This is a genomic window from Pseudomonas oryzihabitans (genome assembly GCF_032027545.1).
In the GTDB taxonomy this organism is placed as follows: domain Bacteria; phylum Pseudomonadota; class Gammaproteobacteria; order Pseudomonadales; family Pseudomonadaceae; genus Chryseomonas; species Chryseomonas oryzihabitans_F.
Genome location: NZ_JAVSJB010000004.1, coordinates 423,456 through 448,745 on the forward strand (window position 1 = coordinate 423,456; position 25,290 = coordinate 448,745).

Annotated in this window: 20 protein-coding genes; 2 read left to right on the forward strand and 18 right to left on the reverse strand. The window is 68.5% G+C overall.

Features of this window, described 5'->3' with window-relative positions:
- Positions 1-19: 19 nt before the first annotated feature.
- The 18 genes from tssI to radC form a co-directional block, all read right to left on the reverse strand.
- Entirely contained in the window at positions 20-2,056 is a 2,037-nt protein-coding gene (gene tssI / locus RND78_RS09310; RefSeq protein ID WP_312728034.1) for a type VI secretion system tip protein TssI/VgrG, read from the reverse strand.
- 27 nt (positions 2,057-2,083) lie between these two features.
- A complete protein-coding gene (locus tag RND78_RS09315) occupies positions 2,084-3,052 on the reverse strand; it encodes a serine/threonine-protein kinase (protein ID WP_312728037.1) in 969 nt (322 codons plus the stop codon).
- A complete protein-coding gene (locus RND78_RS09320) occupies positions 3,049-3,780 on the reverse strand; it encodes a serine/threonine-protein phosphatase (RefSeq protein WP_312728039.1) in 732 nt (243 codons plus the stop codon). Before RND78_RS09320 ends, RND78_RS09315 begins: the two co-directional genes overlap by 4 nt.
- Positions 3,780-7,220 (reverse strand): type VI secretion system membrane subunit TssM, encoded by a 3,441-nt coding sequence (gene tssM / locus RND78_RS09325; protein WP_312728041.1) that lies wholly within the window; start codon positions 7,218-7,220, stop codon positions 3,780-3,782. The genes RND78_RS09320 and tssM overlap by 1 nt, the downstream gene beginning before the upstream one ends.
- Before the next feature lie 14 nt (positions 7,221-7,234).
- On the reverse strand, positions 7,235-8,122 hold the full coding sequence (gene icmH, locus RND78_RS09330) for a type IVB secretion system protein IcmH/DotU (RefSeq protein ID WP_312728044.1): 888 nt from the start codon (positions 8,120-8,122) through the stop codon (positions 7,235-7,237).
- Positions 8,123-8,124: 2 nt separating this feature from the next.
- On the reverse strand, positions 8,125-9,456 hold the full coding sequence (gene tssK, locus RND78_RS09335) for a type VI secretion system baseplate subunit TssK (RefSeq protein WP_312728046.1): 1,332 nt from the start codon (positions 9,454-9,456) through the stop codon (positions 8,125-8,127).
- A gap of 3 nt (positions 9,457-9,459) precedes the next feature.
- Positions 9,460-9,930: a type VI secretion system lipoprotein TssJ gene (tssJ, locus tag RND78_RS09340; RefSeq protein ID WP_312728049.1), complete on the reverse strand. Its 471-nt coding sequence runs from the start codon at positions 9,928-9,930 to the stop codon at positions 9,460-9,462.
- Position 9,931: 1 nt separating this feature from the next.
- A complete protein-coding gene (gene tagH / locus RND78_RS09345) occupies positions 9,932-11,119 on the reverse strand; it encodes a type VI secretion system-associated FHA domain protein TagH (protein ID WP_312728051.1) in 1,188 nt (395 codons plus the stop codon).
- Between the two features lie 14 nt (positions 11,120-11,133).
- A complete protein-coding gene (locus RND78_RS09350) occupies positions 11,134-11,262 on the reverse strand; it encodes a hypothetical protein (RefSeq protein WP_312728053.1) in 129 nt (42 codons plus the stop codon).
- Between the two features lie 12 nt (positions 11,263-11,274).
- The gene (locus RND78_RS09355) at positions 11,275-12,771 is read right to left on the reverse strand and encodes a sigma 54-interacting transcriptional regulator (RefSeq protein WP_312728055.1); all 1,497 of its coding nucleotides are present in this window, start codon (positions 12,769-12,771) and stop codon (positions 11,275-11,277) included.
- Positions 12,768-15,296: a type VI secretion system ATPase TssH gene (gene tssH / locus RND78_RS09360; RefSeq protein WP_312728057.1), complete on the reverse strand. Its 2,529-nt coding sequence runs from the start codon at positions 15,294-15,296 to the stop codon at positions 12,768-12,770. The genes RND78_RS09355 and tssH overlap by 4 nt, the downstream gene beginning before the upstream one ends.
- A gap of 15 nt (positions 15,297-15,311) precedes the next feature.
- Positions 15,312-16,322 (reverse strand): type VI secretion system baseplate subunit TssG, encoded by a 1,011-nt coding sequence (gene tssG, locus RND78_RS09365; protein ID WP_312728058.1) that lies wholly within the window; start codon positions 16,320-16,322, stop codon positions 15,312-15,314.
- Positions 16,286-18,070, reverse strand: a complete 1,785-nt coding sequence (gene tssF / locus RND78_RS09370) for a type VI secretion system baseplate subunit TssF (RefSeq protein WP_312728061.1) — start codon at positions 18,068-18,070, stop codon at positions 16,286-16,288. Before tssF ends, tssG begins: the two co-directional genes overlap by 37 nt.
- A 4-nt stretch (positions 18,071-18,074) precedes the next feature.
- The gene (tssE, locus tag RND78_RS09375; protein ID WP_312728064.1) at positions 18,075-18,479 is read right to left on the reverse strand and encodes a type VI secretion system baseplate subunit TssE; all 405 of its coding nucleotides are present in this window, start codon (positions 18,477-18,479) and stop codon (positions 18,075-18,077) included.
- A 6-nt stretch (positions 18,480-18,485) separates the two neighbouring features.
- Positions 18,486-19,964, reverse strand: coding sequence for a type VI secretion system contractile sheath large subunit (tssC, locus tag RND78_RS09380; RefSeq protein ID WP_312728067.1), 1,479 nt, complete (start codon positions 19,962-19,964; stop codon positions 18,486-18,488).
- Positions 19,965-19,978: 14 nt separating this feature from the next.
- Positions 19,979-20,473 carry a type VI secretion system contractile sheath small subunit gene (tssB, locus tag RND78_RS09385; protein WP_312728069.1) on the reverse strand — a complete coding sequence of 165 codons (495 nt, stop codon included), beginning with the start codon at positions 20,471-20,473 and terminating at the stop codon, positions 19,979-19,981.
- Positions 20,474-20,502: 29 nt separating this feature from the next.
- Positions 20,503-22,026: a type VI secretion system protein TssA gene (gene tssA / locus RND78_RS09390; RefSeq protein WP_312728070.1), complete on the reverse strand. Its 1,524-nt coding sequence runs from the start codon at positions 22,024-22,026 to the stop codon at positions 20,503-20,505.
- A 341-nt stretch (positions 22,027-22,367) separates the two neighbouring features.
- Complete coding sequence (gene radC, locus RND78_RS09395) at positions 22,368-23,042, reverse strand: RadC family protein (protein WP_312728072.1); 675 nt, start codon at positions 23,040-23,042, stop codon at positions 22,368-22,370.
- A gap of 133 nt (positions 23,043-23,175) precedes the next feature.
- On the opposite strand from radC, the gene coaBC reads away from it, so the two are divergent.
- Both coaBC and dut read left to right on the forward strand, forming a co-directional pair.
- Positions 23,176-24,399 (forward strand): bifunctional phosphopantothenoylcysteine decarboxylase/phosphopantothenate--cysteine ligase CoaBC, encoded by a 1,224-nt coding sequence (gene coaBC / locus RND78_RS09400; RefSeq protein ID WP_312728074.1) that lies wholly within the window; start codon positions 23,176-23,178, stop codon positions 24,397-24,399.
- Positions 24,392-24,847, forward strand: coding sequence for a dUTP diphosphatase (gene dut, locus RND78_RS09405; RefSeq protein ID WP_312728076.1), 456 nt, complete (start codon positions 24,392-24,394; stop codon positions 24,845-24,847). The genes coaBC and dut overlap by 8 nt, the downstream gene beginning before the upstream one ends.
- Positions 24,848-25,290: the final 443 nt, after the last annotated feature.

Sequence of the window (25,290 nt, forward strand, 5' to 3'; positions counted from 1 at the left end):
GTCCTTTTCGTGGTGCTGATCAAACGGAAAACTTGAGCATTCGCAGAGCTTTCACATCCTGCTGTTCAACCTCATTGGCCAGCGCCAATTGGTTCGGATCGCCTGCAGAGCCCTGCTCGGTAGCGCCCGGCGGCCTTGGCAGTTGCAGGGCGATGCCGGAGCCATTGCCGGGGGCGCCGCCGGCGTTGAGGCGGGCCAGGGGGCCGACCAGGGTGATGCCGCTGGGATCGAGCTTGATGAAGCTGCCGCCGGCGCTCAGGGTCAGTTCGGTGCCGGCTTCGATGATCATCTTGTCGCCGGCCTTGAGGTGGATCTCCTGGCCGGCTTCGAGGTACTGGCCCGCACCCAGCTTGAGGTGCTGGCTCCCAGCGATCAGCAGGTGGTCGCTGGCCTTGACCTCGGCCTTGCGCGCGCCGTGGATCAGGCGGTGTTCCTCGGCGTGCAGTTCGCTGTGGCTGTTGCCGCGAATGCGCTGGTGCCTTTCATGGCCGATCTCGCTGCGGTGGTCATGGCGAATGAGTTCGTCCCAGTCGCGTTGGGCGTGAACGTGGATTTCTTCCTGGCCCTGGCGATCCTCGATGCGCACTTCGTTGTAGCCGCCACCGCCGGGACTGCTCAGGGTCTTGAAAGAGCTGCGGGTCTTGTCCTTGGGCAGGTCCAGCGGTGGACGGTGCTCGGCGTGATACAGGCAGCCGGTGACCAGGGGTTGGTCAGGATCGCCTTCGAGAAAGCCGACCAGCACCTCCATGCCGACCCGCGGCACGGCCAGGGCGCCGTGGCCATTGCCGGCCCAGCCACTGGCGACCCGTAGCCAGCAACTGGTGCGCTCGTCGGCCTGGCCTGCGCGGTCCCAGTGGAATTGCACCTTGACCCGGCCGAGGGCATCGCAATGGATTTCTTCGCCAACTGGGCCGGTGACCACGGCGCTCTGCTGGCCGAGCAGCCTGGGCTTGGCATGACGTCGCGCCGGGCGAAAGGGCAGTTGCCAGGGAATAGCGGTGAAGCGGTTGCGATAGCCCTGGCTCCAGCCGTCGTCGCTGGGGGGCAACAGGCTGGGCGTACCCAGGCCTTCTTCCAGCACCTGGGGTTGGCGACCCTCATGCTCGAGGCGGGTGAGCAACCACAGTTGGTTCCAGTCGCCGCGGGGATGTTCGGTCAGTGGCAGGAAATGGCCACTGCTGAGGCTGGGTTGATCGCCCTGGCCCTCCGCCGCCTGGCTGTCGGCGCGCAAGGCTTCCAGGCCGCGGGTGCTCAGTTGCCGGCCGCGGGTGCGGTCGTGGAAGCCGGCGGGAAAGGCGTAGTGCTCCAGTACCGGCTGTTGCTCGATGTCGCTGCGGCTTTCCAGGCGCAGCCGGGGTTGCAGTGGGTCTTGGTCGCGCAGGGTCAGTTGGCTGCTGCGGGTCTGCAAGCCCACCTGCAGGCGCCGAATGACCGGACGCTCGGCGACCTGGCCGCTACTGGGGTGGTAGGCCGTGGCGGCCAGACGCGGAAAGCTGGTGGCGTCGTCGCCGAAGACCAGCACGGCGCCCTCCGGCTGGTGTTCGAAGTGGTAGTGGATGCCTTCTTCCTCGCAGAGGCGGTCGAGAAAGTGCAGGTCGCTTTCGCCGTATTGCACGCAATAGTCGCGGGCAGGATAGGGCGTCGGCCCCAGGGCCAGGCGATAGGCGCCCTCCAGGATGCCGTGCTCTTCGAGCAGGCGAGCGAGGATCTGCGGCACCGTGAGCTGCTGGAAGATACGCGAGTTGGTGCGCTGGGCCAGGTAGGCCAGGCGCGGGACCAACTCGACGCGATAGCGGGTCAGCCGCCTGCCCGAGTCGCCCTGGGTGACGGCCCCGAGCAGGCCATGAATACCCGGACCGCTGGGTGCCAGGCTCAACCAGGCCGGTCGGTGGAGCAGTTGCTCGAGGGGCCAGTCGGCTCTTTCGCTGACCAGCTCCACCTGGAAACGATAGGGTTCGTTGAGGGCTTCCTGCCCTTGGAAGCCCAGGACCTGGAAATCCTGGGCGAGACCCGGCAGGGCCAGGGTGAAGCGGGGAGTGTTGGCCGGGTTGAACATGGGAGTCTTCCTGACGGTGAAAGGGTTTCACGTGGAACGTGCGAGCAGTCGCTGCCACCAGCGCTGGTCCGGCGCCGACGCGGTCTGCCAGAGCGCGCGCCACTCGCCCAGATCCTGCTGACGCTGGGCGGGATCGATCTCCAGGGCCCGCCGCAGGACCTGCCAGGCAGCATCGGGCAGGACCTGCGGCCGTTCGGGCTCGATTTGCAGGCTGCGCGCCTGCTTGGCGCTGAGGCGGCGATAGGGATGCTTGCCGGTGGCCAGTTCGTAGAGCACGCAGGCGCAGGCATAGAGGTCGCCCGCGGTGGTCAGCAGGCCGTCTTCGAGCAGTTCGAACGGGGCGTAGCGCACCGTCCAGGCATTGAAACGACCGCGATTCAAACGTGGCAGACCGGGCAGCAGGTCTTCGCAGGGCTGGCCGAGACCGAAGTCGAACAGGCGCAGGCCGCTGTCGGTGAGGATCACGTTGCTGGGCTTGATATCGCCGTGCAGTACGCCGTTGGCGTGGGAGAAGTGCAGGGCGTCCAGCAGCGGCAGGCCGATTTCCTGCAGTTCCGTCCAGCGCAGGCCTTCGGGCCGGTCGCAGAGCAGGGCGTCGAGGGTCGGGCCGCGCAGCAGTTCGAGAGTGATGAAGGCGCGCTCGCTGTCGCGATCCACCTCGAAGCCATGGAGCCGCACAATGTGGGGATGGCGCAGCCGCACGGTGAGGGCGAATTCGCCGTAGAGCAGGGCGTTGGCATCGCGGTATTCGGCGAAGTCGTCGTTGAGCACCTTGACCGCCACCTGGGGCGCCGGATCGCCATACTGTTCGCGCAGCAGATCGCGGGCGCGGTAGACGGCGCCCATGCCGCCGATTCCCAGCAGGGTTTCCAGCCGATAGCGACCACCGAGCAGTTCCGGCAGGGGCGCCAACTGACGGGTGACGGGCGCCGCGGTGGCTGGGGCGAAGGCGAAGTGGGTGAGACCTTCGTCGAGGGAAAGCTCCTGGTCGTTCATGCCGCCTCCTGAGGGTGGATGACGATGGCGGTGAGGTTGTCCAGCGCCGGTCCCTGGAGGACGCCATCGAGCAGTCGTTCCAGGGCCACGGCTGGCGCGGGCAGTGACAGGGCGGCGCCCAGGGCGCGCTCCTCCAGGGCGCCGTGCAGGCCGTCGCTGCTGAGCAGCAGGCGATCGCCGGGCAGCAGTTCGAAGCGGACGCTGTCCAGCGCCAGCTCGTCCTGGGCACCCAGGGCGCGGGTCAGGGCGTGGGCGCTGGGATGGCGGATGGCCTGTTGCGGCGTGAGGCCTTCGACGTCGACCAGTCGCTCCAGCAGGCGGTGATCGCGGGTCAGTTGGTAGAGCTGGTTGCCGCGCCAGAGGTAGGCGCGGCTGTCGCCCGCCCAGACGCACGCGGCTTCGCCGTCCGCCAGCAGCAGCGCCACCACCGTGGTGCCGACCAGACGCTCGGCACTGTCGGCGAGCACCGTGAGGTCCCGGGTGAGGCGTCGATTCACCTCGTGCAGTACCAGACGGACCTGGGCCAGGCGCTCGTCCAGGCTGCCGCCCAGCGCCAGCTCGGCGAGGCGCTCCACCACCAGGCGGCTGGCGCGGCCGCCTTCCTGATGGCCGCCCAGGCCGTCGGCGACGGCCCAGAGACCGTCGGCCGCCCGCTCCAGCAGGGCATCCTCGTTCTGCGCCCGGACCTTGCCGGGATGGCTGCGGGCGCTGCTCAGGGCCGGGCTCATCACAGCCGCTCCGGCAGCTTGAAGCCGCGCAGGGTGGCCAGGTCGAAGGGGTTGGGCGAACGCTGGCTGGACAGTAGGTAGCCGGCATGACGCCCGTCGAGATCGGCCTGTACCAGCATGACGTCGCGGGCGCTGTGCTGCTGCAGTTTCAAGCGATCCAGCAGGCGGAACAGCGACCAGGCGCTGCCGTCCTGCTCCAGGCCGACGCGGCGACCGCCCAGCTCTTCCAGTACCAGGGTGGTTCTCAGGGCATCGCTCTGTGGCCAGCGGAAGGTGGCGGCGACGATGGGGCCGTGGCGGTATTCCAGGCGTTCCTTGCCGATGCTGAGGTCGGCGCGGGTCAGGCTCGGGTCCAGGGAGTGGGGTTCCAGCTTGAAAATGATGCCCGGCTCGGCGGGATTCTCGGCGAAGAAGCCGCGGCGGATCTGCTGGGTACGGCCCATCTGGATGAGGAACTCGCGCGACAGCGGCAGGCTGTGGCCGTCGATGGCACGGAGGCGATAGGCATTGTCGCTGCGAATCACGAAGGGCTTGAGGTAGGTATCGAAGAACGTGTCGGCGATTCCCTGGGCCTTGAAGAACTCGCGGAAGTCGGCCAGGGAGACGTCGCTCTCGCTGTCGGCCTTGAATGGATAGCGCCTGTCCAGGCCGTTGCGATAGCTCGCCAGCAGCTCGTTCTGATAGCGGTCGTTGAGGTAGTCATAGGCGCCGGCCAGGATCAGGTTCCAGCTGTCGTCCACCAAGAGGCCGAGCCAGCTGTTGACCGGGACCGGCAGGCGACTGGCGGCGGTGCGCAGGCTGTTCAGCGCATCGCGGTTGCCGGCCATGCGCGCCTTGGCCAGGTCGAAGGCGGCCTGCTCCGGGGCGCTGGCGTGGGCCAGGCCGGCCAGTTGCTGCTGGAGGTCGTTGAGGGCGGCCATGGCAGGCGCGAGATCGGCCACGGCGGTGCCCTGGTCGTCGAGCAGCCGGTGCAGGTTCTCGAAGCGGGTCTGCAGGCTACGCCGCGCGGTATCCGGCAGAGGGTCACCCTGTCCGGTGGCGTCGCTGGCGACGGCGGCCAGGCGGGTGTTGTTGCGCACCTCCAGCAGCAGCTGCAGCAGGGGCGAGTTGGCCGAGGTCAGGCCGGCCAGCAGCAGGGCACCCTGGTTGGCATCGCCCACCGGTTGCAGGGTTACGCGGGCGAGGGCTTCGCTCCAGAGATTGGCGTAGTCGCGGAAGTAGAGCTGTTCCAGTTCCACCTGCAGGTGGCGGAGGTCCATGCCGGTGATGCCGTCGCCATCGCCCAGCACCCAGTTGTCGGCGGCCAGGTCGTGGATCACGGCGAGGCCCTGGGTGGAAAAGGTCTGTTCGTAGCCCTGGCGGGTATAGAAGCCGGGGATGGGGTAGTCGGCGCCTTCGAAGGCCAGGGCCTGGGGCCCCAGGTGCTGGCTCAGGCGATAGACCGGCAGGCCACTGGCCTGGTCGCGCAGGATGCGATAGACCACCGCGGCGAGGGATTCGCTGCGCAGCAGCTGGCGCGCCTGACTGACCAGCTGGGCGTCCACCGGGTAGGCGGCGAAGCCCTGTTCCAGCAGCCGGGCCAGGTGGGTGTCGAGGCTGTTCTGGGTCAGGGCATCGCCCGGATAGCGCTGCGACCAGTCGGCCGCGGCCCAGTCGCGCAGGACGCGGGCGTCGCGGCGCTCGGGCAGCTGCAGCATGAGATAGGCGCGCAGATGGCCGATCAGCCGTTCGCGGTCGCCGAGGCTGCCGCGGATGCGTTCTTCCAGTTGTGCCTTGAGACGGGGTAGCAGGTAGCTTTCCAGCGCCTGGCGGTAGGCGGCTTCGGTGGTGGGACGCACCGCGTCGCCCTGGTAGAGCCCGGTGCGCTCGCGCAGCGGCGTGGCGCCAACGGCGGGGAAGACCTGGGTGCCGGCGTAGGCGTTGTCCAGCAGCGGCAGCAGGGCGCGGGCATCGGCGCCGGCCTTGAGCTGGCTGCGCGCCTGCTGGCCGTGCTGCGCCAGGTCGCGCAGGCGTTCCAGGCGTTCGTGGTTGCTGCCGAAGCTGGCGGTCCAGAGCGCCGCACCCAGGGCCAGGCCGGCGAGGGCGGCGGCATAGAGGCCGCGCTGGCCCCAGCTCAGCCGCCGTACTTCGCGCTGGTCGAGACCGGCCAGGCTGGCTTCGGGGAAGATCACTCGGCTGAACAGCTGGCGGATGAAGCGCGGCTGGCCGCTGCGGTACTGGGGCAGCAGGGTGCTGGGCAGGCCGAGCTGGTCGCCGATGCCTTGGGTCTGGGCATCGAGACTCTGGGTCAGCGCCGGGGTGCTGGTCAGGTAGAAGCCGCGCAACTGGGCGGCGCGCTGGTAGCGGTTGCCGGAGAAGGCCAGTTCGACGAACAGGGTGAGGCCGTCGGCCAGGCGCCCCAGCTGGTGCGGGAAGTCGAGGATCTGGCCGCGGCGCTGGCCGTCACGCTCCTGGTGAATGCGCGGGATGACCTGGCTGTTGAGGCGACGCAGCAGTTCCTCGAATTCCTGGCGCAGGGTGGCGGTGTCGGTGCCGTTCTGGGCTTCGCGGAAGGTGGTGCCGAGGACCTGTTCGCTCTCTTCGCGGGAGAGGCCGTCGAAGAAGGCGCCGAAGCCGGGCAGGCGGTCGGCCTGGGTCAGCACCAGGTAGACGGGGACCTCCACCCTGAGTTCGCGGGCGACGTCGTGCAGCCGGGCGCGGACCTGGCGGGCCAGGGTTTCCAGCGCCACTTCGTTGCCGCTCGCCAGCCGCTCCACCGGCAGGGTGACGAGGATGCCGTTGAGCGGACGGGTACGGCGCTGGCGACGCAGCAGCCGCAACAGCGTCAGCCAGGCACTGCCGTCCACCGGGGCGTCGCCCTGGGTCAGGTAGCGGCCGGCGGTGTCGAGCAGCACGCCCTGTTCGGCGAAGTACCAGTCGCAATGGCGGGTGCCACTGACGTCCCGGGTCAGCCGGGATTTCTCGCCGTTGAGGGGGAAGTCCAGGCCGGAGAAGTCCAGCAGCGAGGTCTTGCCGGCACCTTCCGGCCCCAGCAGCAGGTAGTGCGGCAACTCGCGGCGCCAGCGCTGGCTGCGACCGCGATAGAGACCGGCGCCTTGCAGGGTCCGGCGGGCGTTGCGGGCGCGGGACTGCAGCTCGTGGGCCTCGTCGTCGATGCGTTCGGCCCGCAGCTGGTCCTGCTGGCCCGCTTCGGTGGCGAGACGTTGCCGCTGTTGGCGTTGCTGCCAGCCCTGCAGCAGCACCATGCCCAGACCCCAGGCCAGGAACAGGCCGCAGAGGGTGGCCAGGCGGTGGCTGACCGCGGCCCAGGGGCTGTGGCCGGCGAAGGCCAGCAGCGGGCCGAGGATCCAGACCAGGCTGCCCAGGCCGAGGGTCACGAGCAGGGTCCAGGCCCAGGGACGGCGCAGGCTGCGCCCGAGTGTGATGATGAGTCCTTTCATGATGGCGATCCGTATCAGGCGTGGGGAGCTGGGGTGGCGGTCGCGGTGGCGGCGGGGTGACCGGGATAGGTTTCCAGCAGGCTGTCGCGTTGCTGGTCCAGCACCAGGCGGAAGCCGCCGTAGAGACTGCCCAGGCAGATCAGGGTGAACAGGCCGACCAGCCACCAGGGCACCAGGCGCACCAGCCGCCGTGGTTTGGCGTCCAAGCCCTGCCAGTGGGGCGACAGCTCGCGGGGGACGTCGCCGCGCAGCTGGCGGATCTGCCGGTAGAGGCTGTCGCGGATGGCTTCCAGCTCGAGCATGCCGCGCGGCAGCACGCGGTACTTGCCTTCGAAGCCCAGCGCCAGGCAGAGGTAGAGCAGTTCCAGCAGCGCCAGGTGCTTGGCCGGGTTGCGACTCAGGCGTTCCAGCAGCAGGAAGAACTTCTCGCCACCGAAGGTCTCGTTGTGGAAGCTGCTCAGCAGGCTGAATTGTGACCAGTCGCCGGCGTTGCCCCATGGGGTGGTGACCACGGCTTCGTCGACCGTGGTGCAGAGGGTGTAGCGCGCCGCCATGACTTCGCCGCTGTCCAGGCCATCGGCCAGGGCGCGCTGTTCGAACAGCCGCAGGGTGGCGGCCAGGCGCTCCTTGAGCACGTGCAGGTCTTCGGCGGCATAGCTCTGGCGCAGGCGGACCACCTCGGAGAGCAAGGGCGCGGCGGCGCCCACCAGCGGATTGATGCTCAGGTTCAGGGCCTCGCCCGGACGCAGGCGGGCGGCTTGCACCATGCGCTCTTCCAGCTGCGCATAGCGCGGCGGCTCGCTGAAGTCGGTGAGCGGACTGCGCGGGGTGTCCGGGCCGTGGCCGTGGCAGCTGAGCACCACGGTTTTGTCGTCCCGGCCATAGTCGGTGGCGGTGTGCATGCTTAGCTCCTGATCGCCCAGAAGGCGAGGTCGAGGCCCGGGAAGGTGCCGGAGACATGGAAGGCGAAGCCGCCGGACTGTTCGAGCAGGGCGAGGTCGGCGGGAGTGAGTTCGAGGGCGAAGTAGGCCTTGTCAGCATGGAACGGCAGTTGCCGTGGTGCCACCGGCAGCGCCTTGAGCGCCAGGCCTGGCAGGTGCAGGTTGACCAACTGGCGGATGCGCTCCACCGGGCCCACCTTGAGGTGCGCTGGCAGGCGCTGGCGCAGTTCCTCGGTGCTGCAGTCGGCCCCGGCGATGAGCACGAAGCTGGCGGTGGCCAGCAGGCCGTGATCCTGCAAGGGCGCGACCTGGATGCCGTACTGGCGCTGTTGCAACGGCAGCGGCAGGGCGTGCTGTTCGAGCACCATGGACAGCGCCTGGCGCAGGGCCTGGAACAGCGGCTCGAAGCTGCCGCCCTGGTCGGCGTGGTGATAGTGCAGCGCTTGTGCCGGGCGCCTGTCGGCGGCGGCGAAGGTGGCCAGTTCGCCGTGCAGGGCGAGCAGTTCACGGAACAGGCTGCGTGGATGCAGCTGTTCGTAGTCCAGGCAGTGGCGCAGCACCGCCTCGTGGCGATTGACCAGTTGCAGCAGCAGGAAGTCGCCGATCTCCGCGGTGCCCAGGCTGCCGGCCTGGCGCAGTCGCTGCGCCAGTACCTCGCCGCGGTGGGCGAGCAGGGAGACGACTTCCTTGAGTCCGGCCAGCAGGGGTTCGGCGGCGCGCACCTGGATGACGCTGGGGGTGAAGCGGGCGTCCAGTTCCAGGCTGCCGTCCGGGGCGGCCTCCAGGATCTGGCAGACCTGTAGGCGGACGTAGGCGTCCAGCCGGGGATGGTCGTCCAGCAGCAGGCGGAAATCGGGCCGGCCACAGGTGACCGCGCCGGGCTCGCCGAAGCCGGCGTGGGAATCGGGGATCTCGCTGTCGACGCTCAGGTAGCGGGCGATGATTTCGTCCTGGTCAGCCGGGCGACTTTCCACGTGCTGGCCGCTGGCGAGCGGCAGCGCCAGCCACACCGCGCTGTCGCGGGTGTTGGCCGGGATGTCGAGCGCCAGGGGTGCGCTGTCGGCGCCCAGCTCGAACAGGGTGCCGTCGGGCAGGATGCCGCTGGCCTGGCCCACCACCAGCTTGCCCATGGCGAGGAATTGCCGGTCGAGGGTCAGCTCGAAGAAGCCCCAGGCCGGTTCGCCCAGGCGCCGGGTGCGGGTCTGCAATTGCTGGGCGTGGTAGCGGTCGTTCTGCTGGAAGTGCTGCGGGCGTAGCAGCATGCCTTCCTGCCAGATCACCTTGAGCTGCTGCATGACCTACTCCTTGGCCGCCGGGGCGGGCTGGATGCCCGTAGCTGTGAGCTGCAGGCGCACCTGGGCCAGGGCGTTGGGCTTGAGCTGGATGACCTGCCGCCACTGGCTGCCACCGAGGTTGCGGTAGGCGCCGTAGATGCCGACGTAGCGGCTGTCGCCTTGCACCTTGAGCTTGAGCTCGCGGGCTTCGCCGGGGCGCAGTTCGAGCTCTTCCTCGGCCACCCAGTCCGGCGCCAGGACCTGCTTGGCGTTCTCGTAGAGCGGGAAGAATTCGACGTTCTCGAAGCCGACCGGGTTCTTCAGCTCCACCAGCCGCACCACCAGTGGCGACGGCCGCCCATTGAGATCGGGATTGAGATCGTCGCCGCCGCTCAGGGTCAGGTCGAGCAGGGTCGGGTCCGGGGTCTTCTGGCTGGTGCAGGCGCCCAGCAGCAGAGTGAGGGCGAAGGCGCAGAGGCGCAGGGAGGTGTTCATGTCAGCGTCCTTGCTGGGTGGGGTCGAGGGTGGCGATCAGGCGAACCTGCTCGGTGTAGGCCTGGGCGAAGTCCTTGGCGAACAGCCGCTCGCGCCAGTCTTCGTCTTGGCGCAGGTCGCGGTACTGGCGTTGCCAGGCGCGCCAGAGGGTGGCATCGCGGCCCCAGCGTGGGCGACGGCCTTCGCGTTCGACGCGGGCTTCGCACTGGGCCGGCGCCAGCTGTTCGAGGGTGGCCAGCACCGCCTGGCGACTAGCGGCGACCAGGCCGACCTGGTGGGCCTGGAGGTCGCGACAGGCACGCCGCAGCGCCTGATCGGCCGCCAACTGGCCGACGGCAGTGGGGCGCAGCAGTTGGGCCAGGGCGGCATCGCCATCGGCGGCGAAGGTGAGTGGATTGTTGCCACTGCTCTGCACCGTGGTGAGCGGCAGGCGCAGTTCGTTGCGCGTTTCGTTGCGGGTGCGCAGGCAGCCATGCAGGCCCTGGATGGTCAGGCGCAACAGGCGGGCGGCTTCCAGGGCCAGGGCTTCGCGCGCGTCGTCGTCGAGGGCGGTCAGGTCCAGGCCAAGGGCCTCGCCGAAGCTCTGCCAGAAGGCCGGTGCCTGGCGTTGGGGCGCCGCCGGTCGCTCTACCGCCGGGGCGGCCGGTTCCGGTACCAGGGCGGGAATGCCCAGGCTGTCCAGATCGACCCGGGCGTAGTCGCTACGGGTAGCGTCGCTGGCGAAGGGATTGCTGCCATCGAGTTCGTCGAGACCGTGGGGATCGTGGCGTTCCAGGGCCTGCATCGGGTCCAGTTCGAGGAAGGCGTCGTCCGGGATCAGCTCCTGGTGGCTGCTGGGGACGCTGAAGTCGTCGGCGAAGCCGGCGGGATCGCGAATCAGTCGGGCGGCGAGGGTGAAGGTGCCCAGGATGAAGGCCTGGCCATGCTGGATGCGCCAGGGCTCGCCCTTGCTCAGGCGCTGGCCATCGGCGAGCTGGACGCCGTTGCTGCTCAGGTCGGTGAGGAAGTAGTCCCCCTCGCTGTAGCTGATGCGAGCGTGTTGGCCGGACAGCACCCGCTGCGGATCGGGCAGGTACCAATCGCAGTCTTCGCTACGGCCGATGAGGCCGCCGACGTGGCGAAAGGTCTTTTGGGTAAGCAGTCCGGGCGTGGGCTGACGGCTGCCGACCAGGTCGAATACCAGTTCCATGGTGACTTCCTGTCCTAGGTGAGGCGATGGGATGTCTGGGGCTCGCCCAGCGGGCGATAGTCCTGCAGGTCCTTGGGTGCCGCGTGGCAGGCCGCCAGGGTCAGCAGGCTCAGGAGCAGCAGGGGGCGAAGTGACGCGGTCATGGCGCTTCCTCTTCAGGAAAGTTGCAGATCGGCGCTGCGGATGCTCAGTCGCTGCAGGCGGTAGAGCAGGGTGCGGCGCGGCAGGCCCAGCTCCTGGGCGGCCTGGGTCTGGTTGCCGCGGTTCTTGCGCAGGCAGTCCACCAGCAGGCCGCGTTCGAGCTGGTCCAGCCGCTCGCGCAGGGTCAGGCCGTTGGTGGGCGCGGCGAGGGTGGTGGGGCGGATGGCGAAGTGCTCGGGCAGCAGTTCGTTGCCGTCGCAGAGCAGCACGGCGCGCTCCACCAGGCCCTTGAGCTCGCGGACGTTGCCGGGAAAGGCGTAGCCGGCGAGCAGGTCCAGGGCGGCGCTGGACCAGCGGCAGCGCGAGCGCTGCAGGCAGGCGCAGGCCTGGTCGGCGAAATGCCGGGCCAGCAGCGGCAGGTCTTCGCCACGCTCGCGCAGGGGTGGCAACTGGATGGGGAAATGGGTGAGGCGGTAGTAAAGGTCTTCGCGGAAGGTGCCTTGTTCCACCAGGCGCAGTAGGTTGCGGTGGGTGGCCGCGACGATGCGCACGTCGACTTTATGGGTCTCGGCGCTGCCCAGGGGACGCACCTCGCCTTCCTGGAGTACCCGCAGCAGCTTGGCCTGCAGGGTCAGCGGCATGTCGCCGATCTCGTCGAGGAACAGGGTGCCGCCGTTGGCCGCATCGAACAGGCCGCTGCGATCGCGCTCGGCACCGGTGAAGGCGCCCTTGCGGTAGCCGAAGAGTTCGCTCTCCAGCAGGTGCTCGGGCAGCGCCGCACAGTTCTGCACCACGAAGGGCTGGGTGCGTCGCGAGCCGCGTTCATGGATGGCGCGGGCCACCAGTTCCTTGCCGGTGCCGGTCTCGCCGGTGAGCAGCACGGTGATGGGAGTGTGCAGCACCTTGCCGATCAGCCGATGCACCTGCCGCATGGCGCCACCATCGCCGATCATGCCGAAGCCATCGCCCGCTGCCGGTGCCGTCTGCCTTGGCGTGGCGGCGCCCAGCGGCTGGGCCTGGGCGCGCTCCAGCAACTGGCCCTGCGCCAGGGCGAAGCGTCCGAGCGGGGCCAGCCGGTCGGCGTCGGCTTCCAGGTCGCGGCGGGTGCGGCTGGCCTGGACCAGCAGGCCTTCGACGCCACCGCCCGGACCGCACAGCGGCAGGCAGCCAAGGCTGCGCCAGCCGTCGCCGGGCAGGAAGGGGGTGGTGTGCAGCAGCGGATCCAGCTCGCGCAGGTGCAGGCTGCGATTCTGCGAGAGGCAATAGTGCAGCAGGCTCTCCTGCTCCAGCGGCAGACTGTCGCCGGTCAGGGTGGCCACGCCGTCCAGGCTCTGGGCCAGGCGCACCAGCTGGGTATGGGTGGCGTCCAGGCGGTAGTACTGCACCAGGTCGAGCCCGACCAGACGCTGGATACCCTCCACCAGGCCGAGGGCGAGTTGAGCGGGATCGTCGCGCTGGCCGAGTTCGATGAACAGCGGCAGCACGGCCTCTGGAGCGCTGGACAGGGTCATGCCGTCACCTCGCAGAGAAAGTCGCCCTGGTCGCTGCAGGCGAGGTGCAACTGGCGTGGCGTGCGGCCTTCGGCCAAGGCAGCGAGCAGGCGGTCGGTGAGCAACGGCAGCACCTGTTGCTCCAGCAGCAGATCGATACGGCGGGCGCCGCTGTCGGCGTCCAGGCAATGCATCGCCAGCTCGTCCAGCAGGGCCGGGGCATAGCTGAAGGCGACCCGGCGGGCGGCCAGCCTGGCGCCGAGGCGGTCGAGCTTGAGCACGATCAGCTCGCGCAGCAGCGCGTCATCCAAGGGGTAGTAGGGCACCACGCGCAGTCGCGCCAGCAGCGCCGGTTTGAAGTGCCGGGTGAGGGTGGGGCGGATCGCTTCCGTGAGGCTGGCCACGTCCGGGCGACCCTCGGCGCAGAGGCGCTGGATCTCGCCGCTGGCCAGGTTGGAGGTGAGCAGGAAGAGCACGTTGCGGAAGTCCACCTGCCGTCCTTCGCTGTCGGTGGCCTGGCCGCGGTCGAAGATCTGGTAGAAGAGGTTGAGCACCTCCGGGTCGGCCTTTTCCACCTCGTCCAGCAGCACCACCGAATAGGGCTGGCGGCGGACCACCTCGGTGAGCACACCACCCTCGCCATAGCCAACGTAGCCCGGCGGTGCGCCGATCAGCCGGGAAACGCTGTGTTTCTCGGCGAATTCCGAGAGGTTGAGGGTGATGAGGAAGCGTTCGCCGCCATAGAGCAACTCGGCCAGGGCCAGGGCGGTTTCGGTCTTGCCGACGCCGCTGGGGCCGACCAGCAGGAAGACGCCGACCGGTGCCTCGGGAGCGTTGAGACCGACGGCGGCGGCGCGTAGGGCGCGATCCAGGGCCATCACCGCCTGCTCCTGGCCACGCAGGCGGGCACGCAGGTCGCTGGCGAAGCGGGCGAGGCGTTGGTCATGACGGCGGGCGAGCTGGCTCGCGGGGATGCCAGTCCAGGCACCGATCACCTCGGCCACCAACTGCGGGCAGACTTCCAGGTTGATCAGGCGCTCGCCCTGGTCTTGCAACTGCCTCAGTTCGGCCTGGGTGGCCATCAGTTCTGCGTGGCTGCCAGCCGTGCGCACGGCCAGGATGCGCTCGGCGAGGGCGCGCTGCTGCTCCCAGGCCTCCTGCAGCGCGTTCGCTGCCTGGCGCTCGGCGTCGAGGCGGGTGGCCAGTTCGCCCAGGGTGGTCGCTTCCACGGGCACGCCGTGATCGGCATCGCGTCGGGCAGCGCTGAGGGCGCGTTCGGTGGCGGCCAGGCGTTCACGCAGCTGCTCCAACGCGGCGGGCGGACTGGCCAGGCTGATGCGTACCCGGGCGCAGCAGGTGTCGAGCACGTCCACCGCCTTGTCGGGCAGCTGGCGCCCGCTAAGGTAGCGCGCGGCCAATTCGGCGGCGGCGACCACGGCGTCGTCGCGCAGATAGACGCCATGGCTCTCGGCGTAGGTCGGCGCCAGGCCGCGCAGCACGGCGATGGCGGTGGTGACGTCGAATTCGTCCAGCTTCACCGGCTGGAAGCGTCGCGCCAGGGCCGGGTCCTTCTCGAAGTACTTCTTGTACTCGCCCCAGGTGGTGGCGGCGATGGTGCGCAGCTCGCCGCGGGCCAGTGCCGGCTTGAGCAGGTTGGCGGCATCGGAACCGCCCGCCGGGCCGCCAGCGCCGATCAGGGTGTGGGCCTCGTCGATGAACAGGACGATGGGCGCGGGCGCCTGGCGCACGGCATCGATCACCCCCTGCAGGCGGCGCTCGAACTCGCCCTTGACGCTGGCCCCGGCCTGCAGCAGGCCGAGGTCGAGGGTGCGCACCTCGACCCGGCGCAGGCTGTCGGGGACTTCCCCGGCGGCGATGCGCAGCGCCAGGCCTTCGACTAGGGCAGTCTTGCCGACCCCGGCCTCGCCCACCACCAGGGGATTGTTCTTGCGCCGTCGCGAGAGGATGTCCACCAGTTGGCGGATCTCGGCGTCGCGGCCCAGCACCGGGTCCAGGCGTCCAGCGCGGGCCTGGGCGCTGAGGTCGTGGGTGAAGCGTTCCAGCGGCGAATCGCTGGTGGTGGCCGCAGCTGACGGCTGCTGGGCCTGGACGAACTCCAGCAGCTGGGTGGCATCCACCCGCTCCAGCAGGTGCCCGTAGCGGGTGCCCAGGTGGCGCTCGGGATGGCGCAGCAGCGCCAGCAGCAGGGCGGCGCTGTCCACCGCTGGTTGTTCCAGCTCCAGACGCGCCAGCAGCACGGCGTCCTGCAGCCACAGCAGTAATTCCGGGCTGAACACCGGATCGCCACCTTCGCCAGCGCCCGGGCGCGGCTGCAGGGTGGCGGCGAAGGCCTGGTGGTCGACCTCGGCGGCGCTCAGGGCGCGACCGAGCAGGCCATCGCGGGCGTCCAGCAGCACGGCGAGCAGGTCCTCGATGAGGATCTGCCGGCCGCCGCGGCGCACGCAGCGCTGGGCGGCCTGTTCCAGGTCCTGGCGCGTCGTGGCGGCTAGGCTGTCGATGAGGTGTTGCAGGTCCAGGGTGAGCATGTCGATCGTCCTTGATTAACGGTGGCAGGCCAGGGTGACCTGGCCCTTGGCACGGGTAAGACCGAGCCAGGTGGTCCAGCCCAGGCGGCAGGGGCTGGCGGCGCCGAGGCGCCATTCGCGCAACTCATCCCGGCGCAGGTGTAGGCGCAGGTCGTAGTCCAGCTGGTCGCGCAGGGTGAAGCGCAGCAGGGCGCGCAGTGCCGCGTGCTGGGTGCCCGCTGGTAGGAAGGTGTGGAAGGCGTTCCAGTCCAGCTCCAGCAGGTGCAGCCGGAACTTACCGACCCGATCCCGTACCTGCACGCCCAGCACCGCCGCCCGGCCGAGCTGGGCGGTGCCCTGCCCTAGCCGGGATTGCTGCTCGCCGGGAATGGCGACGCGCCGCTCCAGGCACTGCTCCAGGCGCAGGGCGGGCTGCGCGAAGTAGTAGCGCAGCGCGGCCTCGATCAGCGCCGCCGAATGCACCTTGAGGCTGAGCAGGCCGAGGTAGGGCAGCAGGCGTTTCCAGTTCAGCTCCGGTGCCTGGCGCAGGCTGCTGTCGCCCAGGCCGATGAGGCTGAACAGCCGCGCCGACAGCTCGTCGCGGGCGCCCTCACGGAAGCGGGCGTGATAGCGGTACTTGCGCCAGATCGGCAGCAGCAATCGATGCAGCCGGTGGTTGAAGAGGTCGAGGAAATCGCGGGTGGTGCGATGCTGCTCGCCATCGCCCAGGGCCTGCTCGCTGTAGAAGGCCGGCAGCGGCGAGCCACTGCCCATCAAGGCGCCCAGGTTGAGTTGCAAGCGGGCGCGCAGGCCATCGTCATCCGCGACGAATTCCAGCCGCTCGATGTCACTGCCGGGGAAGGCCAGGCTCGGGTTGGCGTGGAATTCCAGGCGCTCGTACAGCTCGTCTTCGGTCAGCCCGGGTTCCAGGGCGTGCAGTCTCTTGAGCACCTGCTGGATGCCCTGGAACAACGAGTACTCGCGAATCTCCCGGCACAGCGCCGAGCGGTTCAGATCAGCGGCTGCTGACCCATGCGCGGTGTCCATAGGTACACCTCTCCCTGCAGGCTGCGAACGCTGAGTTGATGGAAGGAGTTCAGGCTGGCGTAGAGCGCGAAGAACTCGTTGAGCACGCTGGCGAACAGGTACAGCTCGCCCTCGCTGCGAAAGCCGCTGGCATCCATGACCAGTTGGGTGGCGATGCCACGGATCGGCAGGCCGCGATAGAGGCGGTCCACCGGGCGATGGCTGATGGCCTGCAGCGCGGCCAGGCGCTGGCGGCTGACCCGCTCGGCCTGGCGATCGTGCTGGCGCGGCAGGTCGTAGCTGGCCAGCACCGTGCGCAGGGCGGCCACGTCGGTCAGCGACAGGTAGTTGAGCGACAGGTTGGAGACCAGTTGCCACAGCCGATCCCCGGACAGCACTGGCGCATGGCTGGCGGTGGGCGCGGCCAGGTTGCGAAAACCCAGCCCGCCGGGGGTGTTCTCGGTGGGCAGGCAGAGGTCGCCGGCGCGCAGGCGTTGCGGCAGATTCTGGTTGGTGCAGGTCAGCTCGATGGACAGGGTGTCCTGGTCGTTGCCTGGGTCGCCGAAGGCCAGGTAGGTGTCGATGCCGCCGTGTAGCAGGGCGGTACGTTGGCGCACGGCATAGTGGGGCCGGCCCCACTGACCACCGAAACTCAGGTCATGGGCGAAGGACTCGAACGGCAGATAGTCGCGATGGCCGAGCCCGCCGGGTTGCCAGCCGGTCACCCGCTCCACGGCGAACACGCCCAGGTGCTCGCGACCATGGCCGGCGGGGAACAGCGGGTACTCGTCGCGCTTGCCGTCCAGGCGAATCGGCAGGGCGTCGTGGCGGAACAGGTTGACCACCGGCACGCAGTGCAGCCGCAGGTTGTCGCGCCCGGGCAGGCGCGGCTGGCGGGCGATGCGCTTGATCGCGAAACGCAGCTCCAGCCCACGGGCCTGGCGGCGTACCTCTTCGGGGAGCCGCTGCAGCGCGGCCAGGCCCTGCACCGTCACGAAGAGGAATTTCTCCGGGAAGGCGAAGTACTCCTGCAGGTGCCGATAGCCGCGGAAGGCATTGGGCGGATAGGGCAGCAGCGCGTCCTCTTCGCCGAAGCCGAGCGGCTGGACCTGGTCGGCGGCCAGTGGCAGGACGCGTTCGCGGCCTTGCTCATCGACCAGTGACTGCCCCTCGCCATCGATCGGCACCAAACTCAGGCCCGCTAGGTTGTGCAGCAGCGCCAGGTAGAGATCCTGGCTGAGGGTACGGTCGCCGGCCAGGTGCAGTGGTAGTTGGCGCAGGTCGAGCGCGGCCAGGGTGCCTGTGCCGATGACTTCCAGGCGCAGGGTCAGGCGGGCGCCGTCGCCCTGGGGTGCGAAGCCCACCTCGGCTACCCGTAGCGGCAGGATCTCGGCGGCGAAACAGGTGCGGAAGCGGCAGCTCACCTCGTCCAGCGGGCGGGATTCCACCTCCGTTCCACGTGGAACCTCGAGCGCCGCACCCGGCGCGGGCAGCGGGTCGAACTCCAGGATGGCGCAACTCGGCAGCGGGCGCAGGTAGTGCGGCCACAGCAGATTGAGCAGCGAATGGGTCAGCTCGGGCAACTCGTCGTCGAGCTTCTGCCGCAGGCGACCGGTGAGGAAGGCGAAGCCCTCCAGCAGCCGCTCGACGTCCGGGTCCTGGCCGCCTTGGCCGAGGAAGGGCGCGAGGGCGGGGTTGCGCTCGGCGAAGCGCGCGCCCAGTTGGCGCAATTCCGCCAGTTCGCTCTGGTAGTAGTGATTGAAGGACATGGACCTATCCCTGGCTGACCTTGACCTGACCGCTGCCATCCAGGCTCGCGGTGAAACGGATGGGGCGACGCTGACCGTCGAGTTCGAGCTGGCCTTCCAGTGCGAAGGCCAGGGTGGTGCCTTCCCGTGGCAGGGGCAGCACCTTCACCCTCGACAGGCGCGGCTCGTAGCTGGCGACGAAGTGCTCGATGGCCAGCCGCGCCCGTTGCAGCGAGTCGTGCAGCGACAGGCGCAGGTCGTTGAGATCGGGCAGTCCGTAGTCGGCCTGGATAGGTACGCTGCCGGCGCGGGTGCTGAGCATCTTCGCCAGGTGCGCTGCTACCGAGGCGCTCAGGGCGTCGAAGGGCGAGCCCTGGGTATGTGCGCTACGGGTACCGGCCAGGCGTTCGAACAGACTGCCGTGGCTCATCGTCGGTTACTCCTTGTCCAGCTTGCCGACCAGCGAGAGGGTGAAATCGGCGCCCTGGTACTTGAAGTGCGGGCGCACGCTCAGGCCGACGCGGAACCAGCCCGGATTGCCCTCCACGTCGCTGACGCGGATGCTGGCGGCGCGCAACGGCCGGCGACCGCGGACCTCGGCGCTCGGGTTCTCCTGGTCGGCGACGAACTGGCGGATCCACTTGTTGAGTTCCAGTTCGAGGTCGGTGCGCTCCTTGGTCCCGCCCAGCTGCTCGCGCTGCAGCACCTTGAGGTAGTGCGCCAGGCGGCTGACGATGAACAGGTAGGGCAACTGGGTGCCCAGCCTGTAGTTCAGCTCGGCCGCGCGGCCTTCCTCGCTGGTGCCGAAGAACTTGGGCTTCTGCGTCGAGCAGGCGGAAAAGAAGGCGGCGTTGTCGCTGCCCTTGCGCATGGTCAGGGCGATGAAGCCGGCGTCGGCCAGTTCGTATTCGCGGCGATCTGAGATCAGCACCTCGGTGGGGATCTTGGTCTCGATCTCGCCCATGCTCTCGAAGTGGTGCAGCGGCAGGTCTTCCACGGCGCCGCCACTCTGCGGGCCGACGATGTTCGGGCACCAGCGGTACTTGGCGAAGCTGTGGGTCAGGCGGGTGGCGAAGGCGTAGGCGGTGTTGCCCCAGAGATAGTGGCCGTGGCTCTGGCTGACGTTCTCGCGATAGGCAAAGGTCTTCACCGGATTCTCTTCCGGATCGTAGGGCGTGCGCAGCAGGAAACGTGGCAGGGTCAGGCCGACGTAGCGGGCGTCTTCCTGCTCGCGAAAGCTCTGCCACTTGGCGAATTGCGGGCCGTCGAAGTGATCCTTGAGGTCCTTGAGATCGGGTAGGCCGGTGAAGCTCTCCAGGCCGAAGAAGCGCGGCCCGGCGGCGGCGATGAAGGGGGCATGGGCCATGGCCGAGACCGCTGCCACCTGCTGCAGGGTGCGGATGTCCGGCGCGGTGGGATCGAAGTCGTAGTTGGCGATGATGGCACCGACCGGCTCGCCGCCGAACTGGCCGAACTCGGCGGTGTAGACGTGCTTGTAGAGGCCGGACTGGACGATCTCCGGCGCATCCTCGAAGTCTTCCAGCAGGTCCTGCTTGGAGACGTTGAGCAGCTCGATCTTGTTGTTCTCACGGAAGTCGGTGCGCTCCACCAGCAGCCGCAGGCCACGCCAGGCCGCTTCCAGCGACTGGAATTCGGCGTGGTGCAGGATCTCGTCCACCTGGCGGCTGAGCTTCTCGTCGATCTCGGCGATCATGCGGTCGACCAGTGCCTTCTTCACCGGCTGCTGGGCGTTGTGCGGCTTGAGCAATTCCTCGATGAAGGCGGAGACGCCGCGCTTGGCCGCGCCATAGCCTTCGTCCTGGGGCGCCAGGCGGGTCTCGGCGATAATGCGGTCGAGGATGCCGCTGTCGTCGGCGACCTTGGCTGGGCGATGCTGGAGCAGGATATCGGTCATGATTAGCCTCCTGGTCAGACGTCTTGTTGGGGCAGGCCGAGTTCGCCGAGCACCTGCTCGCGGGCGACCGGGTCGGCGAGCACCTGCTCGATGGCCTTGCGGAAGGCCGGGGCGTTGCCGAGTGGGCCCTTGAGCGCCACCAGGGCGTCGCGCAGGTCCATCAACTGCTTGAGTTCTGGCACCTGCTGCACCAGCCGCGCCGGGCTGAAGTCGGCCATGGCCTTGATGTCGAGCTGCACCGCGAGGTCGTCTTCGCTGCCTTCCTGCAGGCGATTGGGCACCGCCAGGGTCAGGCCCAACTGCTGCTTGGCCATCACCTCGTCGAAGTTGTCCTTGTCGATGGCCACCGGTTTGCGGTCTTCGAGCTTGCGGTCGTCGGCGCGCTGGGTGAAATTGCCCAGCACCATGAGCTTGAGGGGCAGCTCCAGTTCTTCTTCGGCACCGCCGGTGGCGGGACGTACCGTGACGTTGATGCGCTCTTTCAGCGCAACCGAGCCTTCTTTGGCCATGTCTTTCTCCTGGTGGGTGAGGGCGAGCCTCAGTCGAGTGCCGCTTCGAGGTCGAGGCGGCAGAGTCTTGGGCGCAGCTGTTGCAACTGCGCCCGGCTGTCAGCGGTGACGGGTAGGGCTTCCAGGCACTGGCGGCGCGCCTGGAGGATCTCCAGGGCCAGCTGCGGCTCCCAGCGCATCAGCAGGGGCCCGTGCTCGGCATCCAGGGCGGCGAGCTGGAAGTGGGCCAGCTCGAACTGGCGGGCGTGGATCAACAACTGGGCGCTGGCCAGGTCCCAGAGCAGCCGCTGGCGCTCGCCCAGGGCGCCGAGGCGACCGGCCTGCAGGCGCCGCACCGCACTCTTGAGGCCACTAACCCGTAGTTCCACGAGGGCCTCGGCCAGGGCCGCGCGCCAGTCTTCCGCTGGGCTATCCCCGCTGGTGGGGACGGCGGGTTGAGGTGCGCCCCGCGTCGCCAGGCCGGCCAGCCACAGGCGGGTCTGGGCATCGGCGAAGGGGTGGCCGTCATGGAAGGCGAGGGCTTCGAGTCCGGGCAGGCGCTCCAGCAGCAGTACCATCGGCCATTCGATCTCGCGGCAGGCGGCCTCGGCACCGAGGCTTTGCAGACATTCCCAGGCCAGGCGTTGCCCATCCAGCCAGAAGGGCGCGCGAGCCAGGCTGGTCTCCAGTTCGCCGAGCAGGGTCGCGGCCTCGCCTGCGGCCTGGCGCTCCTGGAAGAATTTCAGGCGATCGGCCGGCAGGCCGCGCAGGCCGGTGACTCCCTGGGAGTCGTGGGCGGGCAGGCTGTCGATGCCACTCCACAGCAGCGCACGATTCAGCCGCAACGCGCGCGGATCGCCGGCGCGCTGGCGTAGCCACCAGGCGTTCAGGCTGCGGGCGCCCTCCTGCAGCTGGCGCAGGAGGCGATGGGCGTCCTTGTCCGATTCCACCGGTCCCTGGGGCAGTGGCTGGGCGGTGCTGGTCATGGCGGCGTTCGTGGACAGGGTCGCTGCGCTCGGCTGGGCCTGGCGCCGCTGCTGTTCATCCAGGCGGCGCACCAGGGGCAGCAGCAGGGGAGCGGCGTCGCCCAGGCGCGGTTGCAGCACGCTTTCCAGCCTGGCCAGCTGGGCGCTGAAGGTCTGTAGCCAGGACGATTCCAAGGCGTTCAGGGTGGTGCTGTCGAAGAGGCCGTCCAGCCGTGTGCAGAGCCAACTATAGGCGGCGGCACGAGTGCGCTCCTTGCGGGGATGCAGGACGTCCCAGTGCGCTTCGGTCAGACGTTCGATCAGCGTCAGCCCGGCTTGCAGACCGGACCAGCCCTGGGTCCGCTGCAGCGCCCAGGTCAGCCAGCCGGCGACCCGCAGATCCTTGGATTGCTCACGCAGAAACACCGTGGCCTGCGCGGCGATGTCGGCCCAATCGGGGGTGATGTCACGATGCAGCGCCTGGCTGTTGTGGCAGGCGTTTTCGAGGCGTTCGAATTCCGGGCTATACCGGCAATCTTCACCGGCGAAGTTGTCTTCGTTAATGGCCTGTTCAGCGATGGTTATATAGCTGGAGGCGAGCGGGGGCAATAAAGTCATCCATGACCTCACAGGGCGGAAAGTTCTAGTCCTTGAACTTCGCGGCACGATAAGTTGCTGTAACGGTTTTCGCTCATCGCTGGGCAGCTAATGGCGCAGCAACGCTGTGAGGCGCATCCTAAAGCCGTTTCATGGGCTTTGGTAGCGTGAAAAACGTGATCGACAGCTGATTTTTTGCCAAGGGCGACAACTAAAAAATCAGAGTTTTAAATGAGGTGACAAATTTTGTCCTAATTAAGCCTGGAAAAGTGACCGTCATTGTCAGTTATGCGGATGTAATATTTTTGACGAGAAAAATATGGCGCCTATATAGGCGCCTATATGGGAAAACTCTAGAGCCAGCCATATTCCGCCATCGACAGCGGTTCTCCATCGCCGACGATGAAATGATCCAGCACCCGTACATCCACCAGAGCCAGGGCGTCCTTCAGCCGACCGGTGAGCAGGCGATCGGCCTGGCTGGGTTCGGCGACGCCGGAGGGATGGTTGTGGGTCAGGATGACGGCCGCGGCGTTGTGGGCGAGGGCCCGCTTGACCACCTGGCGGGGGTAGACGCTGGCGCCGTCGATGGTGCCGTGGAACAGCGCCTCGAAGGCCAGCACCCGATGCCGGGTGTCGAGGAATAGGCAGCCGAAGATTTCGTGGGGTTCGTGGCGCAGACGTGCCTTTAGATAGTCGCGGACCTGCTGGGGGCTCTCCAGCGCCGAGTCGCGTTTGAGGCCTTCGGCCAGGTGGCGCCGCCCCATCTCCAGTACCGCCTGCAACTGGCTGTACTTGGCCGGCCCCAACCCCAAATGGGTACTGAAGGACGCCAGGTCCGCCTGCAGCAACGCCCTCAGGCTGCCGAACTCGCCGAGCAGCTGACGGGCCAGATCCACCGCGCTGCGACCGGCGACGCCCGTGCGCAGGAAGATCGCCAGCAGCTCGGCGTCGGTGAGCGCCTGCGCACCCTGTTCCAGTAGTTTCTCCCGCGGCCGCTCCTGGGTCGGCCAATCCTTGATGCTCATGAGGCGCTCCTTGTTTGGGCTGGCGCCTGCGTCCTGCAGGCGCTGTGCTATCTTAACCGGATGATTCGCGGGTTTACGCCAGCCTAGAGCGTCGGCGAGGCCCGTTCTAGACGGTTTCGAAGCGGAAGACTGTATGCAGCGGCTCCATCGTAAACGCATCGTGCTGGGCGTCGGAGGTGGCATCGCCGCTTACAAGAGCGCCGAGTTGGTGCGCCGACTCAAGGACCAGGGCGCCGAGGTGCGGGTGGTACTGACCCGCGGCGGGCGCGAATTCATCACGCCGCTGACCCTCCAGGCGCTCTCCGGGCTGCCCGTGCACCTCGATCTGCTGGACCCGGCCGCCGAAGCGGCCATGGGCCATATCGAGCTGGCCCGCTGGGCCGATCTGGTGCTGGTCGCCCCGGCCACCGCCGATGTCATGGCGCGCCTGGCCCAGGGCGTGGCGGACGACCTCCTCACCACCCTGGTACTGGCCACCGATGCCCGGGTCGCCCTGGCACCCGCCATGAACCAGGCCATGTGGCGCGATCCGGCCACCCAGGCCAATGCCGAGCTGCTGCGCAGTCGCGGCATCAAGCTGTTCGGCCCGGCCAGTGGCAGCCAGGCCTGTGGCGATGTCGGCCCTGGCCGGATGCTGGAGGCCACCGACCTCGCCCAGCTCGCCGCGGACTGCTTCCAGCGCCTGGACCTGACCGGTCGCCACGTGGTCATCACGGCCGGCCCGACCCAGGAAAACATCGATCCGGTGCGCTACATCACCAACCACAGCTCCGGCCGCATGGGCTTCGCCCTGGCGGAGGCGGCGGCGGAGGCGGGCGCGCGCGTCAGTCTGGTGAGCGGACCGGTGCATCTGGCGACTCCTGATCGCGTCGAGCGCATCGACGTGGTCAGCGCCCGTGACATGCTGGCGGCCTGCGAGGCGCTGATGCCCTGCGACGTGCTGATCGCCTCGGCGGCAGTGGCGGACTATCGCCCCGAAGTCATCGCCCCGCACAAGTTGAAGAAGGACCCCACCCGCGGCGACGGCCTGCTGCTGGAGCTGGTGCGCAATCCCGACATCCTCGCCACCCTGGCGGGGCGTCCGGATCGGCCCTTCAGCGTCGGTTTCGCCGCGGAAACCCAGAACCTGCTGGAGTATGCCCAGCGCAAGCTGCGCGACAAGAACCTCGATCTCATCGTCGCCAACGACGTGGCCAATCCGGCCATCGGCTTCAACAGCGAAGACAACGCGGTCACCGTGATCGACCGCGGCCTGCACGAGATCCGCTTCGAGCAGACCAGCAAGGGCAAGATCGCCCGCCAACTCATCGCGCTGATTTCCACCCACTTGAAAGACACTGTCCAGACCCATGCATAGCCTTCAAGCCAAGATCCTCGACCCGCGCCTGGGGCGCGATTTCCCGCTGCCGACCTACGCCACGCCTGGTTCGGCCGGTCTCGACCTGCGCGCCATGCTGCAAGCGGATCTGGTGCTGGAACCGGGGCAGACCGCGCTGATCCCCACTGGTCTCGCCATCCACGTCGCCGATCCCGGACTGGCAGCGCTGATCCTGCCACGCTCGGGCCTGGGTCATAAGCACGGCATCGTGCTCGGCAACCTGGTCGGCCTGATCGATTCGGATTACCAGGGCGAACTGATGGTGTCCTGCTGGAATCGCGGTCAGAGCAGCTTCACCGTCAGCGTCGGCGAGCGTATCGCCCAACTGATGCTCGTCCCTGTGGTACAGGCGCACTTCGACATCGTCGAGAGCTTCACCGAGACCGAACGCGGTGCTGGCGGCTTCGGCCATTCCGGTACCCGCTGACGCCAAAGGCATTCAGGGCGCGCCGTGACAGATAAGGAGAGGAACGGCATGGCTAGGCGCAACAACGGCAAGGAAGACCGCAGGCACAGGCTGAAGAGCGCGCCCTTGCCCGGCCTGGGTAGCGGTCTGCTGCTGGCGCTCGCCGGTTGGTTACTGGCCGCAGCGCTGCTCTGGTTCCTGGTGCTGGCGCCGCAGGGCGCGCGCACCCAGGAGCAGCAGGCCGAACGCGCCTTGCAGAGCCAGGCCGCGTCCCTCGACCAGTTGTTGGTCGGCCTGACCCGGCGGCTGCAGGGCGTTGCCGGCGATGCCCTGGTGTTGCAAGCCCTGCAGGGCGACGACCCCACGGCCCGCCAGGCGGCGGAGACGCAACTGCGCGAGCGCCTCGGTGTGGTCGATGTCCTGGTGGTGCCCGCCGGCATGCGCCAGATCGAAGACGACCGCCC

Bases quoted from the DNA above. Each gene is read 5' to 3' on its own strand.
- RND78_RS09355 (WP_312728055.1), bottom strand. From the start codon at position 12,771: ATGACCCTGTCCAGCGCTCCAGAGGCCGTGCTGCCGCTGTTCATCGAA.
- tssC (WP_312728067.1), bottom strand. From the start codon at position 19,964: ATGACCGATATCCTGCTCCAGCATCGCCCAGCCAAGGTCGCCGACGAC.
- RND78_RS09320 (WP_312728039.1), bottom strand. From the start codon at position 3,780: ATGAGCCCGGCCCTGAGCAGCGCCCGCAGCCATCCCGGCAAGGTCCGG.
- tssH (WP_312728057.1), bottom strand. From the start codon at position 15,296: ATGCTCACCCTGGACCTGCAACACCTCATCGACAGCCTAGCCGCCACG.
- tagH (WP_312728051.1), bottom strand. From the start codon at position 11,119: ATGGAACTGGTATTCGACCTGGTCGGCAGCCGTCAGCCCACGCCCGGA.
- tssF (WP_312728061.1), bottom strand. From the start codon at position 18,070: ATGTCCTTCAATCACTACTACCAGAGCGAACTGGCGGAATTGCGCCAA.
- icmH (WP_312728044.1), bottom strand. From the start codon at position 8,122: ATGCACACCGCCACCGACTATGGCCGGGACGACAAAACCGTGGTGCTC.
- coaBC (WP_312728074.1), top strand. From the start codon at position 23,176: ATGCAGCGGCTCCATCGTAAACGCATCGTGCTGGGCGTCGGAGGTGGC.
- radC (WP_312728072.1), bottom strand. From the start codon at position 23,042: ATGAGCATCAAGGATTGGCCGACCCAGGAGCGGCCGCGGGAGAAACTA.
- dut (WP_312728076.1), top strand. From the start codon at position 24,392: ATGCATAGCCTTCAAGCCAAGATCCTCGACCCGCGCCTGGGGCGCGAT.
- tssG (WP_312728058.1), bottom strand. From the start codon at position 16,322: ATGGACACCGCGCATGGGTCAGCAGCCGCTGATCTGAACCGCTCGGCG.
- RND78_RS09315 (WP_312728037.1), bottom strand. From the start codon at position 3,052: ATGAACGACCAGGAGCTTTCCCTCGACGAAGGTCTCACCCACTTCGCC.
- RND78_RS09350 (WP_312728053.1), bottom strand. From the start codon at position 11,262: ATGACCGCGTCACTTCGCCCCCTGCTGCTCCTGAGCCTGCTGACCCTG.
- tssK (WP_312728046.1), bottom strand. From the start codon at position 9,456: ATGCAGCAGCTCAAGGTGATCTGGCAGGAAGGCATGCTGCTACGCCCG.
- tssI (WP_312728034.1), bottom strand. From the start codon at position 2,056: ATGTTCAACCCGGCCAACACTCCCCGCTTCACCCTGGCCCTGCCGGGT.
- tssE (WP_312728064.1), bottom strand. From the start codon at position 18,479: ATGAGCCACGGCAGTCTGTTCGAACGCCTGGCCGGTACCCGTAGCGCA.
- tssB (WP_312728069.1), bottom strand. From the start codon at position 20,473: ATGGCCAAAGAAGGCTCGGTTGCGCTGAAAGAGCGCATCAACGTCACG.
- tssM (WP_312728041.1), bottom strand. From the start codon at position 7,220: ATGAAAGGACTCATCATCACACTCGGGCGCAGCCTGCGCCGTCCCTGG.
- tssJ (WP_312728049.1), bottom strand. From the start codon at position 9,930: ATGAACACCTCCCTGCGCCTCTGCGCCTTCGCCCTCACTCTGCTGCTG.